The following is a 16,702-nucleotide window of genomic DNA, read 5'->3' as shown; positions in this document are numbered from 1 at the left end:
GCCTACTTTCCTGAACCCGAAGCGGTGCAGAACCGTGCTCCATCTGAGATACGTCCATCATCGCGCACGAGCTTGACCTCGATACAGGTTTGTCCGCCTTTCCCGATCTCGGTTGTGGCACTTGCAGATGTCGTCTGCCTATATTCTCCCGTTTCCGTGGCGGTAATTGGAGCCCACCGGTAATGGTCTGACTTATTCGGTTCCGGGTTGGACCAACGGAAAGTTACCGTTTCTCCGACCGTGGAGTACGCAAAATTATCCACCTTCGGCACGTTGCCGCCAACCAAGGCATCCTTGGGACCGTCCGTTGCCGTAATAGGCGGGCCAGAACGCTGCGCGGTATCTTGCTCCGGCAAGAACATGTTGGCAAAGACAGCGCCGCCAACCAGGAGAAATAGCACAATGCCCACCGCGATGAAGACCTTCGGCAGGCCTTGGCGCGGCTTCGGTTCTGCCGGCGCGTCCACCGGCGCTCCTGATTCATCGCGAGCACCACTTTCCTGGCGCGGAGCCGAAATGGAATCCTTCGGCATTTCCAGCCGCGGTATTGGAACTGACGGTCCTGCCCGCCGCGGCCGCTGCCCGGGAACAGAGGAAATCATCGGCGTGGAAGGCAGCGGACGCTGCGCGTCGCTAATCGAAGTAACATTGCGAACGCGAGTGCTTTCGCCGTTCTCTTCGTCAACCGCTTCTGCAGGTTCTTCAAGTACTTCAAAGGGCGTGACCGAGAAGCCCAGCTCGATCTGGATTCGTTGCATCGAGCGGGCCAGTTCGGCAGCCGAGCCGAATCGCGAAGCCGGGTTCTTCGCCATCGCTACCGCCAGCGCCTGGCTCAGTGATTCAGGAACGTCAAGCCGCTCCAACGGCTTCAACGGCGAATTGCAGATCCGCTCGATGAGTACTGCCTGCGAATTATCCTGTCCAGGACGGACGAATGGCGAATGCCCGGCCAAGATCGTATAGATCGTGGCACCGAGCGAGTACACATCCATGCGTACACCCGGAGGCATGCCGTCGCCGAAGGCTTCCGGTGCGGACCATGGCACCGAAAGCCCAGCGGTGTGTGAACCGATAGTTCCGGAGATGCCGAAGTCGGTCAGCGCCGGCCTGTTGTAGTCGGTGGTCAGCACGTTTCCCGGCTTGATATCGCGATGCACAATGCCTGCAAGATGCGCGGTATGCACCGCTGAACACAACTGGATTGCCAGGGACAGCGTTTCATCAATGCTCAGGACGCCGCGACGGTAGCGGGCGTCCAAGGAAGGCCGGGAACAATACTCCATGGCCAAATAGGACCGTCCGTCTTCGGTGATCTCCGCCTGGTAGATCGTGACAATATACGGATGGGTGGACAGCTGGGCCATCAAGTTGGCTTCAGCCTCGAATCGCCGGCGAGCTTCCTCATCGCTGACATCTGCCAGCAGCACCTTGACCGCCACCTTGCGGTTGGGCCGGTGCTGTTCGTACAGATAGACATCGGAAAATCCGCCAGTGCCCAGCGGCTTGACGTAGGTGAATCCCGGGATCTGCGGTGCCGGAGCCGGCGGGCGCCGTAGGGTCACGGCAGATCCTCGAAGCGTATGCTCACGCCATCGCCTAGATCAGCGACATCGCCGTTGATCAGCATGATCTCCTGGTGCCGGGACAGGCGCCGTGGCCGCTGCCCTTCGCGCAAGAGCACTGTGCCGTTGGTCGCGCCAAGGTCAACCAGCTGCACATGCCATCCTTCCACACGCACATGCAGGTGCGAACGGGAGATGTCACCGCTTGGGCTTTCCACCTTCAGCAAGCGGGGTTCGGTATCGGATTTGATGGCTGCCGCGCTTGGCTGGCGCCCGAGGATCACCGAACGGTTCAGTTCATGGGCGTATTCGCGGGCGCCGCCGTGATCGCTGACAATCATGCGGCCCATGGCCGGTTTGCGAACTTGCTGCGCTTGGCCGCTTAGGCGCTCGCCGCATTCCCGGCAAGTCGAGGCAGTTGGAGGGTTGGGGTGCCGCTTGGAGCAAGAGCGGGCCAAGATGAATTCATTCAGGGACACCGAATTTTCAGTACCGTCCTTGGCATCCAAACCTGAAGAGACTCTGGATTTTGGCACGCTGGAGCCGCGGATGATCGTGTGCTCGTCGTCAGCCGGTTCAACCGGCCGCGCCGAAGCGGCAGGACCTCCCGGGCGCGGCTTGATAATCGTGTCCAGATCATCGCCCTGGCCGGTATCGTAGGCGGTCTCTGCTGCACCTCTGGCGCCGAGCAGCTGCCCGGCCAGCGATAGTTCCTCCGAGTAGGCTTCCTGCTCGTATTGCGCTGGATCCTGAGTTACTTCTGAAGCTTCGGTCCGAGGCAAGGCATAACTCGTTGCCGAGTCATCGGACAGCTCAACCTCGGCATCCTGTGCTGATGCCTTGGCCGCGTCGGCTGCCTTGGCTGCCCGTGCCAGCACATCTGCGGGGCCCTTGGGATCGCCAGCTTCTTTGGCCGGCGCGGCGGTGCCCGGTGCAGATGCTGGCTTGGCGGAAGCTGGAGCCTGTGCCGGAGCAACTGCCGGCTTGGCAACAGCGGGCGCAGCAACAGGCTTAGCCACCGCTGGCGCTGGATCTTTCGCTGCCGCTGGAACCTGTGCCGGAGCAACGGCCGGCTTGGCAACAGCGGGCGCAGCAGCAGGCTTAGCCGCCGCTGGCGCTGGATCTTTCGCTGGCGCTGGATCTTTCGCTGGCGCAGGATCTTTCGCTGCCGCTGGAGCCTGTGCCGGAGCAACCTCCGGCTTGGCAACAGCGGGCGCAGCAGCAGGCTTAGCCGCCGCTGGCGCTGGATCTTTCGCTGGCGCAGGATCTTTCGCTGCCGCTGGAGCCTGTGCCGGAGCAACGGCCGGCTTGGCAACAGCGGGCGCAGCAGCAGGCTTAGCCGCCGCTGGCGCTGGATCTTTCGCTGCCGCTGGAGCCTGTGCCGGAGCAACCTCCGGCTTGGCAACAGCGGGCGCAGCAGCAGGCTTAGCCGCAGCTGGCACCTTTGCCGGTGCAGTAGCAGGTTTTGCGGCAGCTGTTGCTGGATCTTTCGCTGCTGGGGCCTTTGCCGCAGCAGCAGGCGCCGCCACGCTTGGAGCCTCTTTGGCAGGAGCAGCAGGCGTGGCAGGTGATTTGGTTGCGGCAGCGGCAGGCGCACCAGCAGCGGTGTCCCCTTCGGCGCTCCATTCCAGGCTGGATACTCGAACGATGCCTTCGCCAATTGGCAGCGCGAACGCGGCTTCCGGATTCGCAGAACCAGTGCTCAAAGTCCATGACTTTGACTCGCCAAGTCTGCGTTCGGCCCAGGTCGCGATACCGGCACCGCTAACCGACTCGTCACCGGCCGCTGTCCGGGCGGTAAATTCTGGGGCGCCACGCAAGACCAGATGTGGTGCGCTGTCACGGGATACCAAAGCGAAGTTTGGCAGCTCGGCAATGTTCATCTGGTAAAGCGGCAACAACTCTGAGAGCAGCGCCTCCACCGTCTTCTTTCCAGCAAGGTTGGCCCACAAACCGTTGACCTGTTCGGCGCTGGCGCTTGCCGGAAGGAGGACGATGTGCTGGTCATTTACCAGGGCGTACCAGTCTCCGGGAATGTAACGCAGGCTGTTCATGATTTCTCCTCTTGGTGGCTCGTAGTCGATATGCGTGGGATTGTGATGCCAGCATCATCGGGGTGTCCATACTGCACGTCGGCGACGATCACGCTGATATTATCGCGTCCCCCGGCGTCCAGGGCCGCTTGGACTAGTTCCTCGGAAGCCTGCTGCGGATCCGGGAAACGCGTGAGGATCTCCTGGATTGCAGCATCGCCGACTTCGCTGCTCAGCCCATCTGAACAGACCAGAATGCGTTCGCACCCTGCCAGCGGAACCAGCCAGTAATCGGGTTGGCTATTGGCGTTGATCCCCAATGCGCGGGTGATGACGTGTCGGCGTGGATGGGTGGCTGCTTGCGCGGCGTCCAACTGGCCGATGTCCATCAGTTCCTGCACTTCGGAGTGATCGACGCTGACCTGTTGCAGCAAGCCCTGGGCCCACAGGTATGTGCGCGAGTCGCCCACGTTGAACACCAGCAGTTGGGGTTGTTCTGCCTGCCCGCTGGAGGTCCTTGCATCAATCAGCACGGCCCCGGTGAGTGTGGTTCCGGCTCGACCGGAGCCTGCCTCAACGATGCTGCGATCAGCTTCATTCAACAGCGTGTCCAGGGTTTCCGGGTCGAGATTGGCGCCGGCGTCTTGGAATCCTTCACCCAGGATCTTGAGGCACAGGGCGCTAGCTATTTCACCGGCCTCATGCCCGCCCATGCCATCGGCAATAGCCAGCAACCGTTCCGAGGCCAGCAAGCTGTCCTCGTTCAGGGCACGGCGCAGTCCACGGTCAGTTGCCTGGCCGTGGCTGAATCTGAGGCTGACTCCGGGGTTGAGGCCTGTCATGGACGTTCCACCTGGAAGTAGCGGTCACCGAAGTACACCGTGTGGCCAATCATTGCCTGCTCCGGCTTGCCCGGAACAAGTTCGCGCACGTTTCCGTCTCCATCAACAATGGAAGAGCCATTGCCCGAATCGCGGTCCGTAACCCAGACACTGCCAACCCCTGGCTGGATCAGCAGATGCGTTTTGGAGACCGTGCGTCCCGGATCATCCACCGCAACCAGGTGAACGCCTACATCGCCTTCTGCGTAGGAGGGGTTGCGTCCGATCAAGATGCTGCCGGCAAGGTCAAGGCACCGGCTGTCGTCAAAGAGCAGATGCAAGGCATCAGGAGATTGCGAACGAATCTGCGTATGCCCAAGATCTGCATCCGGATCCGCATCGGCCTTGGACGACGGAAGCTCAACGATCTTCGCCTCCGGCTTTGGCTGCGCGGCAGGACGGGGACGAGCCGCTTTCTGCGCCTCAGGCGCATTGGAGCGCACGGCACCTGGCACCGAATCAATGACTCCCGAGGACCTGCCGGGTACTTCTTCTGGCTCGCCCACGAAGCGACGGCCCGGAGCATACTGCTGCTGAGGCGCGAAAGACCGCGGTCCCCCGGTACCACCGGTAGTCAGCGGATCCCGTCCAGCCTTGATATCGAGTACCAGCGTCCCGGCCGCTTTGTCGTGCCAGCCCTGCTTCTTGCCATTCGCGTCGAATTGATTGGAGATCACCATCAGCACCGATCCTAGGATCGGAACGATACCTGCGACGGCTATCAGCAAGCGGCGAATAATGGTTTTGCCCCAACCCGGGCGCTGGCCTGAAACGGAAGCGGTGCGCAGCCCGAGGAGCACATTGCCAAGGGTCTTGCCTGCAGTAGCTTCCCACCACCACAAGAGAACCGTGTAAGCCAGAGCGAGGACGCTGTACAGGATGTACGTTCCGGCGATCTCGCCCATGATCTGCGGAGCATTCAGCGAGTTCACCATCTTGGATGCGATCATCGGCAGGAAAATAACCGAGAGGACCAGTACTGGCAGGAAGTCGACGAACCACGAGAGCAGCCGCTGCGTTGTTCGGGCATCTACCAGGTCCATTTTTACTGCCATGGCTTGCTCCTGTTTTTCCGTTGCAATGTTCGTGCCGTCTTGACTGTCTTGGCTGCCAACTCGTGTATCAGAGAGCGTGGAGAGTATTTCACGCGCATCTTGCCGAAGAAGCCTAGCGGTTCTTGCATCTTCTGGGTATGCGCAATGACATCCTCCCAGTACTTGCGCACTTGTTCTTCGGTCGGTTCTTCATGCGAGAAGTTCGCCGCATCCGCACGCTGCGCCAGGGACTGCACCGGGCTGGACAGCGCTGGGAATCCGTCAGCCAGCACGGTAGCACTTTCTCGCCGGGTCGCACCGTTGGCCGTAGCGATTCGGTGATCCGTGGCATGGCTGAGCAATTCCTGCCAGCCACCGCTCATGCGATCCCCGGTGCTGCCGGTCTTCGAACGCTTCTCGCGACGGCGCAGCTTCAGCAAGGCAACCAGCAGCAGCGGCGAGAGCAGAAGCAGCACCGAACCCAGCGAAATACCGACGACAATGATGACCTGGCCCCAGCGTTCCCAGAAGGTTTTCGGTTCCTCTTCAACTTCCTGCGGCTCCGGTGCAGTTTGCGGAGGCAAGTCCGCTTCTTCCTGCACCGGTGGTGGTGGTTGCAGCACCTGCGGCTGCGGCACAGCCTTGGGTTCCTGTTCTGGAGGCGTAGGCTGCTCGTCTTCATTCGGGGTCGGGTTGAAAGCAACCCAGCCTACTTCTTCAAAAGCGATCTCCACCCAGGCATGAACATCGGACCCCTTGATCTCAATGGCCTTCCCCGGGGCGTATTCCTCGGGGTAGAAACCCATGACTACGCGCGCAGGAATCCCCTGTTCGCGAGCCATCAGCGCCATCGCGACAGCATACTGCTCGTCATCGCCAATCATCTGTTCGGCATCGAGCAGGCTGGTGATACGCCCTGCTCCGTGCCCGGAGAGCGAGGGAACCTGGCCCTCGGTGCCGTTCGAGAAGAACCCGGTTCCGGAGAGCATGGCTTCAATGCTCCGCACGCGCTGCAGGTCGCCGCGTGCCGAACCGGTGAATTCGGCGGCTTTGGCTCCCGCCGTGGCTGGCACGTTGGCCAGCTCTGGCATGCGGAACTGCGCCAAGTCCAGTTCATTGAGCTGGTCATCGCTTGGCTTGGAGGGGAAGAGCACCTTAGCCGTGTAGGTATCGCCCTTCGCTAGGCCAATGGAGCTCAGGGCACTTTCAGAGGTGTCGCTGTAGAACAGGGAACGGGCCAGTTCATCTTCACGCCCACCGGTCAGGTCCAAGCCCATGAGCTTGCCGCCGGACGGAACCCACACGCCTTCATAGTCCTGGATTGAGATTTCAAGTTCAGCCGCTTCGCGGCCTTCCATCGTCTCGGCAGAACGAATATCGCTGGCATCACCCACTGGAGCAAAACTGCCACCAGCGGAAGGATCCACATTGATGACCATGCCGTTGTATGAATCCAATGCGGCCAGGCGAATGCGCTCATCCTTGGGCAGGCCCTTGACGGTCAACAGGGTGTCGTCAGCCATCGTTTTCACATATTTGCGGAAACGCGTCAGCGGGCTTGGATAATCGTAGAGATCCACCGGCGGTTCCAACGCATCGCGCAACACCTGGCGCGGGGTTTCCGGGGCCAGCAGCGGAGTGGCCGCCGCGGTCGCTACGCCGGCACCGGCCAGCACCAGGGCTCCGGCGATGATGCGGCGCAGCAACATCTGCTGTCCGCCATGGGAATCAAGCTGCTCGTGGTTCAGCGAGCTGAATCCGCCGGAAATGCGCGTATCGATAAAGCGTCGCCAGGCAAGCCAACCGACCAACACCGCAATAAAGGCGACGCCACGGGCGATTGGCATCGGCACGTCGCGGGTGCCAAAAACAATACCCAGCACGAACATCGCCAGCAGCGGCAGCAGGGTCCAATACGGCGAGCGCAAATGCCAGGCGGCCAAGCCGGCCAGCAGTGCGGTGAGCAGCGCGGAAAGGAAGGCCACGATCAGTACGCCCCCGTAGGAACCTACTGGTGGCGCCACGGTGAGCATGTCTTTCCAGCTGAAGACCAAACCGGTCAGCAAGGTACGCAGGGATTGCCCGGTGGGCAGGATTCCGAAGGCAGCCTCGCGTGGAGTCGCCAACGGCGTGCCAAGCAAGAGGTACAGCAATGCGAACAGGCCCATGGTTCGCCAGGTGCCCAGCTTGAAGTACACGTTGGCCCAGGCCAAGGCAAGACCGGCAACAATTCCGCCAACGGCAGCGAGGATGAAGTTCAGGCTCGCGCCGTAGGCTTCCAGAAGGCCCAGTGCGCCAAGAACCAGGGCCAATCCCAGGCAGGCCGCGTCAACGCCGAATCGCCATAGGGGCAAAGTCCGTTTCATGCCACGGCCTTTCGCAGCATCAAGCCGAGTTCTTCCAGCTTGCCCAGGCTCAGTACCGTCAGCTCGCCAATGTTCGAGCGCGTCGGTTCCACGCCTGTCTCGCACCGGATAGCGATGGCGCGCACGCCGGCAGGCACATGCATCCAGGCTTCACGCAGCGACTTGGCGCTGGTTTTGGTGCCGGAGAGCAAGAAAATCACCGAAGCGCCGGGCACGGCATCGGCGGTGTGGCGAACCACCTCCACCAGGTTTTCGCGCTGGCCGGCGGCTGCTTCGACGCGGGTCAGCCCGTCCATCATCATGCGGCCGCTGTCGGTGCGCACCGGACCCTGCTGGGTCAAGATGGCCAGCTTGCGCTGTTCAGCTACGGCCTGCTGGCCGATGGAGGCAGCGACCGAAATGGCGAGTTCGAAATCTTCCTCGGCGTGCGCCTCGCTGTACTCGTCCAGATTGGTGCTCAGGCTCAGTGCCAGGTGCGAACGCCGGGTCTCCTCGAACTGGCGGACCATCAGCTCACCGGTACGCGCCGTCGACTTCCAGTGGATATGGCGGCGGTCGTCTCCGGACTGGTATTCGCGCAGGGCGTGGAAAGACACATCGGAGTTCGAGAGGTCGGAAGTGGGCATGCCTTCGAGGTCGCGGATGAAACCAGCAGAGGAACCATCTAGCGCGGTGGTGCGCGGATGGATGAACAGCTCGTAGCGGTCGGTCCATTTCACCTGCCGGCGCAGAATTGCGAAGGGATCCTGGCGGACCGAGCGGACCGGCCCCACCTCCAGCACCTGGCGGCGCTGGGTTGGGATGGTGAACAGGTCTTCGTGCGTTCCTTGCGGCTCCAGGCGCGGGATCCGGAACTGGGCGGCACCATGGCCTACCGGAAGTTCCATCATCACCGGCGCTGCGCTGCGCGAGGCCTTGTTGGTCACCTGCAGGGCGCCAACGGCGCGGTCACCCACAGCCACTCGGGTGCGGTGCAGATCGAGGTCAACACTGAAATCATTGCGCCCCAAGACGAATCCCACGGAAGCCAGCAACAGCAAGGTGGCCATGAAGGCACCCAACAGGGCCTCCTGCCAGCCGAAATTGGTGCCAAGAATCCACAGGAGAATCGCCGTACCCAGCAGCACGAAGCCCAGCGGGGAGATGACCGAGGTGATCGGGGCAAGGAAACGGGCGCTGAATTCTTTGACCCGCGCTGTGGCAGGGCGCAGGTATTCGCGCAGCACCTGCATCGCTTCGCTGGCCATGGTCAGCGACTTTTCGGCCCTGCGATTCAACTTGGTGCTCCGCGCAGAACGCTTAGCTCGTCGGCTCATTAATGCTCGTCCTGGTCCTTGCCTGCGGCCGGGGCGGAGTCTTCGTTGCCACGGCGGGTTGGGGCTGGGACCTTGCGCAGCACCGAGGTGATGACCTGCGTGGAGGTGGTGCCGGTGAATTCCGCTTCCGGGTCCAGTACCAAGCGATGGGTGAAGATGTACGGCGCCAATTCCTTGATGTCATCTGGCAGCACGTAGTTCCGGCCCTGGCTGGCGGCCCATACCTTGGCCGCGCGCACCATCGCCAGGGCACCACGGACCGAGACGCCCAAACGTGTTTCCGGGACTTCGCGGGTCGCTTCGCACAGGGCTGCGACGTACTCCAGCACGGCGGTGTCCACATGCACAGTGGTTGCCAGCTCGGCCATTTCCACCACTGCCTCGGTGGTGATGATGGCGTTCAGCGCGGCCGAGCGGTCACGCTGGGTGCTGCCCGAGAGCAGCGCCACGGTGGCTTCGCGGTCTGGATAGCCGATGGAGGTCTTGATCAGGAAGCGGTCCAGCTGCGCTTCAGGCAGACGGTAGGTACCGGCCTGCTCGATCGGGTTCTGGGTGGCGATCACCATGAACGGGCGAGCTTGCGGGTAGGTGGTGCCATCGACGGTGACCCGCCCTTCTTCCATGACTTCCAGCAACGCCGACTGGGTCTTTGGAGAAGCGCGGTTGATTTCATCGGCCAGCACGAGGTTGGCGAAGATCGGTCCATGGTGGAAGTCGAACTGCCCGCTGCGCTGGTCGTAGATGGTGATGCCGGTGACGTCCGAAGGCAACAGGTCCGGGGTGAACTGGATGCGCGAGTTGCTGCCCCGCACCGTGGCGGCCAGCGAACGGGCCAGCATGGTCTTGCCGGTGCCCGGTGCATCTTCGAGCAGCACATGCCCTTCGGTGAGCATGGCAGTTAGCACCAGCTTGATGGTCTGGTCCTTGCCCAGCACGGACAGGCCGACATTGGACACCAATTTGGCGAAGGTATCGCAGAACCAGTTGGCCTGCTCGGTGCTCATGGTCATGGTTTTGTTGTTCTTTCTGTGCGTTGCGATGCGCAAAAGGCTGTGTGGCTGGCTAGAAGGTGGTCTTGTTGGATTGCGTTCCGTCGATCACCGCATAGTACGGTTCGGCATATCCCGGCTCGATCACGCATGGCAGGTCCTTGGAAGCCCGTCCGTCGCCGTTGATCGAGAAGTTGACATAGTTATCCGAGAACATGCCGCCCGAGTGGTAGCACTTGGCCAGATAGGTGTAGTTGCCCGGGGCGAAGTTGTACAGCTCCACGTGGTACTTGTAGCAGTTCGGGTCGCAGGTCGAGTTGGAGTACCCGTTGTAGTTCGGGCCCTTGCTCAGGGTGATGGAACGCGCAGGCTTGGGGTTGGTCTGATCCGTTTTGGACCAGGACTTGCTCTGGCCTTCGGTATCCGTGGACACGATCTTGATGGTGCGGCTGGTGGAGTAGCCCAGGCCGGTGACCTTCTGCGAGCCATCGTTCTTGGTGTTCTCTCCGCCGATCTTCACCGTCTGGGTGACCTTGCGTCCGTTGGATTCGCCGGCGGCCGTATTCCAGCTGAAGGAAATCCAGTTATCGCCATGCGAAGAGGAAATCTTCGCGTTGTCGCGCAGCGGACCGTAAGCGCTGGTCTTGTTGCTGGCCGGGCTGGCATCGCCCGCGCCGGCGGCATTCAATGCACGCACGCGCCAGGTATGCGCGGTGCCGTTGGAACCGGTGTCAATAACCGAGCCGGGCCCGCCGAAGGACTGCCAGCCTCCACCATCGGCAGAGTACTGGTATCCGGTGATCTTCGAGCCGTTGGCCGCAGGGGCCTGGAAGCTCAGTTTCACCATGCGGTTGGCGCCGGTGGCCTTGGCGCTCACGCTGGAGACGGCCTTCGGACGCCCGTAAGGGGTCACCGCAACCGACTTCGAGCTCTGTTCCGAGCTGCCCTTGCGGTTGGTTGCCGCAATGGTGAAGGTGTACGAACCCGAGGTGCTCAGGCCGGTGACCGACTGGCTGGTCTGGTTGGCCGCAATGGAGCCAATGGTCTTCTCAAGGGTGCCGGACTTGTAGACACGCAGGGTGTAGCCGGTGATCGGTGCGCCATTGGTGCCCGGTGCGTTCCAAGCGACGTTGACCACGCCGCCATCCACCGCAGATTCCTTGCGGGCTGCGGTTGGAGCGGACGGCTTGAACGGCTTGCCAGCCGGGGTCACGGCTGCCGAGTAGGCGCTGAAGGCCGATGGCTTGGATGCCTTGTTCACCGCGCGCACGCGCACCTGGTAATCGGTACCATTTTTCAGGCCCTTCCAGGTGTAGGAAGTGCCGGTGATGCCGGTGACCTGGGTGACGCCGTTGGCCGGTGCCGGGGAGATCTCCAAGGTGTAGCTCTGGATGGCCGAACCCCGGCTGACCGGGGCGGTCCATTTGAAGGCCGCTTGCTGGTCGCCGTCGGTGCCGGTTGGGGCGGCCGGCTGTTCGGGTTCCACGTCCGGTCGGGCATCGGCTGACGGCGCCGAGGCCGGGGACTGGCCAATCTCGTTGGTGGCGGTCACCGTGAAGTTGTACACGGTGTCGTTGGCCAGCGGCGTGATGGTGCAGGTGGTGGTGGCGCACCGCTGGGTGTGCCCGCCGCCGGTCACGGTGTAGTGGGTGATTTGCGAGCCATTATTGGCCGGCGGATCCCACTGCAGCACAACCTTCTCATCCCCGGTGGACTGGACGCGTGGCAGGCCCGGGGCTTCCGGGGCCCCCTTGACGTTCAGCGTCACGGTACCGATGACGTTGCGTGCCACGTCTTCGGTGACATCGCCAATGGTGTATTCCACCCGCATGGTGCCCACGAAGTCATCGTTCGGGGTGATGGCTACCTTGTCGCCGCTCTTTTTCACTTCGCCGGTGTCCTCCAGGGCACGGGCGTTGATCAGGCGCAGCGGGCCTTCATCCGCATACGGGTTGTGGTCGTTGGCCAGCACATCGACCACTTCGGTCTTGCCCTGGGCCGCCTCGGCCACGTTATCGGCCACAGCCACCGGCAGCTCGCGGACCGAGCCGGTAACGGTGATGTTCATGGCGGCCGGAACCGGCGGGTTCACACCGTCGCTGACCGTGACGGTCACGGTACCGGTGGTGCCCTTCGGGGTGGAAGCTTCGGCACTGACCCTCAGGTTGTGCCCTTCAACCAGTTCGGCCTGGACACCTTGGATGTCCACCGAAGCGATGGCGAACTTCAGCTTCGGAACGTCGTCTTCATTGGCATCGTTTGCGGCCATGCGCAGGTCCAGGAAGGCTGGCTCCTCGCCCTGGCCTACGGCCAAGGCATTGGCCTGCAGGGTCGGAGCGAAGTTCTCCTCCTCCGGCTGCTCTTCTTCCTCTTCTTCCTCTTCTTCAGGCTCTTCTTCCTCCGGCTGGCCTTCTTCGTTCTGGTTCTGGCGCTCGTCGGGGTCTTCCTGGCGTGGAGCCGGGGTGACATTGATTGGCAGGGTCAGCTTGGACTTCAGGCCCTTTTCATCGTCGGGGCCAGTGCCATCGGTGACTTCAAAGCTGACGGTAGCCGAGCCGTCGAAATCAACTGGTGCACGGAAGGAAAGCTCGGTGGCGGACTTGACCAGTTCGCCGTCGTTTTGCGGCATCGAGGTCACCGACTCTTCGGTGGTCAGGCGCGGGGTGCGCCCTTCACGGACAAGCACCAAGTCATCCAGGTTCAGTGGCAGGACCTGTCCCGCCTCGACCTGCAGGTTCAGCCCGCTGCGCAGGATTGGCCGCGCTCCGGCGGTGCCGGGCACATGGACGAAGGCCGTAGATGTCAGTTCGTCGGGGTCGGTCAGGGTGTAGGCAATGATCTGCGCGTCCTCGGTGGCGGTGACCGCCAGGCCATCTTCGGTCACCTGGGCGGTGGGCGGGTTATCCGGCAAGCTGATCTCCAATTCGCTGGAGCTGCCATCCGGGTCTTCGTCATTGCGCAGGATATCTACGGTCACTTGTTCATCGCCGATGACTTCTTCCAGGGAAACACGGTCATCACGGGCAATGGGCGCCAGCAGCTGGGCCTCTGGGTCAGACTTGATGCTCAGCGTGCCCGCCGCCGTGCCACCGCGGCCATCGGAAATCATGTAGCGCACCGAAACGTTGCCGTCCTCCGGGGGCGAGGTCAGGGTGACGCGGCCGTCAATGACTTCCACCTCCGTGCTGGATTCGGTGGAGACTTCGCTCATCAAGGCGATCGGGTCGCCATCTGGGTCGGTGTCATTGTCCATCACGTCCACCGCCACCGGGCGGTTTGGTCGCACGGTCAAGAAGTCGTTGACTGCAACCGGGGAATTATTGGATTCGGCAAGTGGCGCCACGCCGATCTTGATCGTGCCGGTGGCGCGGGCACCCAAACGGTCTTCCACCACGTAGCTGAATTCATCGGTGCCCGATGCATCGGGGTTGGCCGTGTAGTCGATGGAGGCCCCGCGGATCTTCGCGGTGCCCATGCGCGGTGAATCACCGAATTGCACGAGGGAAACCGAGTCGCCATCGGGGTCAATGGCGTCAATCGGGATCAGCACGTTGGTGCTGGAGCCGGCGAATACTCGCCCGGTGACTGGTTCCGGGTTCGGTGGGCTGTTCTTTTCCAGGTCATTGGCTTCTGCCTCTGGCAGGACGTTGAAGGTGACGCTGGCGCTGGTTTCCTGGCCATCAGGTCCTGCCACGGTGTAGACCGCGGAAACCTGCTTGGCCTTGCCGCCAAAGTCGCCGGCGCGGAAACGTATCGTTTCGTCGGCAACCGAGATCAGGGAGCCTTCTCCCAGATCATCAGCTTCTTCCAGTTCTGGCCGCAAAAGCAGCTCTCCGCCGTTCGGGTGGATGTCGTTTTCCAGAACCTTGACGGTGGCCACGTCGTTTTCGCGGACGGTGACGGTGTCCGGGTTGGCCTGCGGCGGATCCATGCGTGGTGGTGCCGGAATCGGAATCACGCGGATGGAACCGGTTGCTTCGCGAGAGCCGTTGGAGACGGTGTAGCTGATGGTGGTGGGGTCGGTGAGGCCACGCACGTCGGTGATTCGAACAAAGGTATTGCGTTCTACGGAGGTGGAGAACGGCTTGTCGCTGGCGGTCTGCACGCCGGTTACTACCAGTACGCCACCTGCCGGGTCGGTGTCGTTGCCCAGCACGTTGACCAGTACATCCTGGCCAGCCGGCAGCAATGCCACATCGCGTACCGCGATCGGGTCCTCGGCATTTTCCTGGGGCTTCTTGATATCGATGCGAGCCAACCCCGGGGCGCTGGCCGGGCCGTTGGTGGCCATGTATTCAACGTAGTAGGTTCCGGCGCGTTCGGCCCGTGCGGTCACGGTTCCGGTCTGTGCATTGGTTTTGATTTCCAACCCGGGAACATCATCCACCCCGGCCAGCCGCAGTCCGTCTCCGGTGGGATCAGTGTCATTTTCCAGCGGGGAGAAACTGGCGGATTCATTGATATTGGCAACCACATGATCGGTTGCGGTAACCGGTTTGACGGTGGCGTCGGCCAAGACCTCAATCAGGACCCGGCCCTTGGTGCCTTCCTGGCCGTCGGAAACCTGAATGGCCAATTCCTTTTGCCCCAGCTTCTTTCCGTCATCCTGGAAGGTCAAGGTGCCATCGGGTTGGACGCGGATCACGTCATCGCCATCGGAGGTGCCACCGAGCAAACGCAGGTCATCGCCTTCCGCGTCGGTCCAGTCAGCGAGCACGTTGTGGCTGACTGACTCGCCTTGCTGCACGCGCAGCACGGTGGTGCGCTTTTGTTCTGGAGCCTTGTTGGTTTCATCGTCCACCACGTTCAGCTTGACGGTCGCGGTGTCCTGTCCCCCTCGGCCGTCTTTGGTGGTGTAGGAAAAACTCGCGCCGCCCGTGGCATCTTCGGGAACCACAATCTGGAATCCGGTGCCGTCGTGGACCGGCTGCACGGCCCCTACCGAGGGCGCAGCGCCTTCCAGGTTCGCGGTCAGCAAATCGCCATCTGGATCCACGTCGTTATAGAGCACCGGCAGCAAGGTGGTGCGGCCGGGGCGTACCGAATAGCTGTCGTCCTCGGCGATCGGCTTCTTGTTTTCTTCGGTGCGGTTAGGCAGCTCGATGGCGTCGGTGATTTCCTTGGTTTCTTCTTCCTTGGCTTCACCCTTGCCAGCAGGCGGTTCCAGATCGCTCCAGTTGCTGACGATTTCCATGCCTTCATTGGCCAACCAGACTTGCCCCGAATGCACGTCGTTCAGCACGACCACGTCTCGGTTGACCCGGAACGCCAGTTCAGCCCCTTCTGACATTTCTGGAATTCTGGTGCTCTGGTTATTTGCCGGGTCATCGCAGAAGCGCAGGTACTCGCCACTGGTCTGCCAGGCCGCGTAGGTGCATGTTCCTACGCGTACCGGCTGGATTGGGGTGCCAGCGGTTTCCAGCTGCTCATAGTTGGTGTCCTTGCCGGACAGGCTCACAGTTGCCAGCGACTGGTCCAGTGCCACAGCAATGTTCTCGGCTTCCGGGCCCGGAGACTGGATCCGGGCATTGGCCGGATTCTCGAGAGTAGCGGAGGTGCCTTCCGAGGTGACCAGTTCGCCGGTGGCTTCGTCGAAGACCACGCCGACCTTGCCGACGGCCGAGAGCTGCGGCTCCTTCATTTCGGCCAGTTCGGGAATTTCGAATTCCTGGGCGAGTTCTGCTTTGCCCTCGTCGTCCAGGGTGAAGCTGGAAAGGGTTCCTGCGCCGAGGTCTGCGGCCCAGATGGTGTCGTCGGCGCCAACCACGGCGGCGACTTCGCCCTTGGATTCGATCAGCGGTTCGGCGCCTTCACCTTTGAAGTCGGCGATCTGTTCGAGGTTGCTGGCCTGGACGGTTCCGTGTTCAGCGTCGGTGACGGCCACAACGGACGCACCGAAGGAGAAGGACGAGTTCGCTGGCAGGTTGTTATCGCCAGCGAATTGCACCATTGCGGGGTCAATAGTGGTCAGCGAGGCTTGTTCAAGGTTGCGTACCAGCACGCTTTCTTCATGCTGTACCAGGTCATAGTTGGCCAGCGGGGTGGCAACGCCACCGTCAAGGGTGCGCGACTGGTAATTGACATGCCCGATCTTGCCTTCGGACTGATTGACTACCCAGACGCCACCGTCATTCAGTTCCACGTCAGCGGTTTCGAAGCCCGGATAGATAATGGCGCCGGTGACGGCAAGCGCCGCCACGACTGGGATAGCAGTCACCTTGAACCCGGTGCTTTTGAGCAGTCCGGTCCATCCGGTCGAAGCGGCTTTGGCCATTTAGAGGTCAGTCCTTGGTTTGCTGGTACGAGTGCGCGTCAAAATCCGCCTCTATTCCCCATAGTCAGATTCAACGCCCTCCAATTCTAACGAACTGACAAAACCTCCGCCATGGAGAGTTCTCCCCATAGGCATTGACTAGGCGGTTCATCAACGCAATACAGTTCTCACGCCTCTTTTGGATAGGAGAGAACCGCTAATTCGACCGCAATTGCCCACTGATCCATTGTCAACAGGGCCAGCGACG

8 protein-coding genes are annotated in these 16,702 nt (G+C 61.8%); all 8 read right to left on the bottom strand.

What is annotated here, in order from left to right; genetic code table 11:
- Nucleotides 1–2: 2 nt before the first annotated feature.
- Genes ACRDT3_RS02645 through ACRDT3_RS02610 form a run of 8 tightly spaced genes read right to left on the bottom strand, consistent with a single transcriptional unit; the run spans nt 3 to nt 16,455 of the window.
- Nucleotides 3–1,562 carry a serine/threonine-protein kinase gene (locus ACRDT3_RS02645; RefSeq protein WP_431491476.1) on the bottom strand — a complete coding sequence of 520 codons (1,560 nt, stop codon included), beginning with the start codon at nt 1,560–1,562 and terminating at the stop codon, nt 3–5.
- Complete coding sequence (locus ACRDT3_RS02640; RefSeq protein WP_431491475.1) at nt 1,559–3,616, bottom strand: FHA domain-containing protein; 2,058 nt, start codon at nt 3,614–3,616, stop codon at nt 1,559–1,561. The genes ACRDT3_RS02645 and ACRDT3_RS02640 overlap by 4 nt, the downstream gene beginning before the upstream one ends.
- Nucleotides 3,613–4,437: a PP2C family protein-serine/threonine phosphatase gene (locus ACRDT3_RS02635; protein WP_431491474.1), complete on the bottom strand. Its 825-nt coding sequence runs from the start codon at nt 4,435–4,437 to the stop codon at nt 3,613–3,615. The genes ACRDT3_RS02640 and ACRDT3_RS02635 overlap by 4 nt, the downstream gene beginning before the upstream one ends.
- Nucleotides 4,434–5,531, bottom strand: coding sequence for an RDD family protein (locus ACRDT3_RS02630; RefSeq protein ID WP_431491473.1), 1,098 nt, complete (start codon nt 5,529–5,531; stop codon nt 4,434–4,436). Before ACRDT3_RS02630 ends, ACRDT3_RS02635 begins: the two co-directional genes overlap by 4 nt.
- Nucleotides 5,522–7,876, bottom strand: coding sequence for a DUF4129 domain-containing transglutaminase family protein (locus tag ACRDT3_RS02625; RefSeq protein ID WP_431491472.1), 2,355 nt, complete (start codon nt 7,874–7,876; stop codon nt 5,522–5,524). Before ACRDT3_RS02625 ends, ACRDT3_RS02630 begins: the two co-directional genes overlap by 10 nt.
- Nucleotides 7,873–9,192: a DUF58 domain-containing protein gene (locus ACRDT3_RS02620; RefSeq protein ID WP_431491471.1), complete on the bottom strand. Its 1,320-nt coding sequence runs from the start codon at nt 9,190–9,192 to the stop codon at nt 7,873–7,875. The genes ACRDT3_RS02625 and ACRDT3_RS02620 overlap by 4 nt, the downstream gene beginning before the upstream one ends.
- Complete coding sequence (locus ACRDT3_RS02615) at nt 9,192–10,202, bottom strand: AAA family ATPase (protein ID WP_431491470.1); 1,011 nt, start codon at nt 10,200–10,202, stop codon at nt 9,192–9,194. The genes ACRDT3_RS02620 and ACRDT3_RS02615 overlap by 1 nt, the downstream gene beginning before the upstream one ends.
- A gap of 52 nt (nt 10,203–10,254) precedes the next feature.
- Nucleotides 10,255–16,455 carry an Ig-like domain-containing protein gene (locus ACRDT3_RS02610; RefSeq protein WP_431491469.1) on the bottom strand — a complete coding sequence of 2,067 codons (6,201 nt, stop codon included), beginning with the start codon at nt 16,453–16,455 and terminating at the stop codon, nt 10,255–10,257.
- Between the last annotated feature and the right edge of the window lie 247 nt (nt 16,456–16,702).

The organism is Glutamicibacter sp. (assembly GCF_050701915.1).
Lineage (GTDB): Bacteria > Actinomycetota > Actinomycetes > Actinomycetales > Micrococcaceae > Glutamicibacter.
This window is presented reverse-complemented; position numbering and strand designations above follow the sequence as displayed.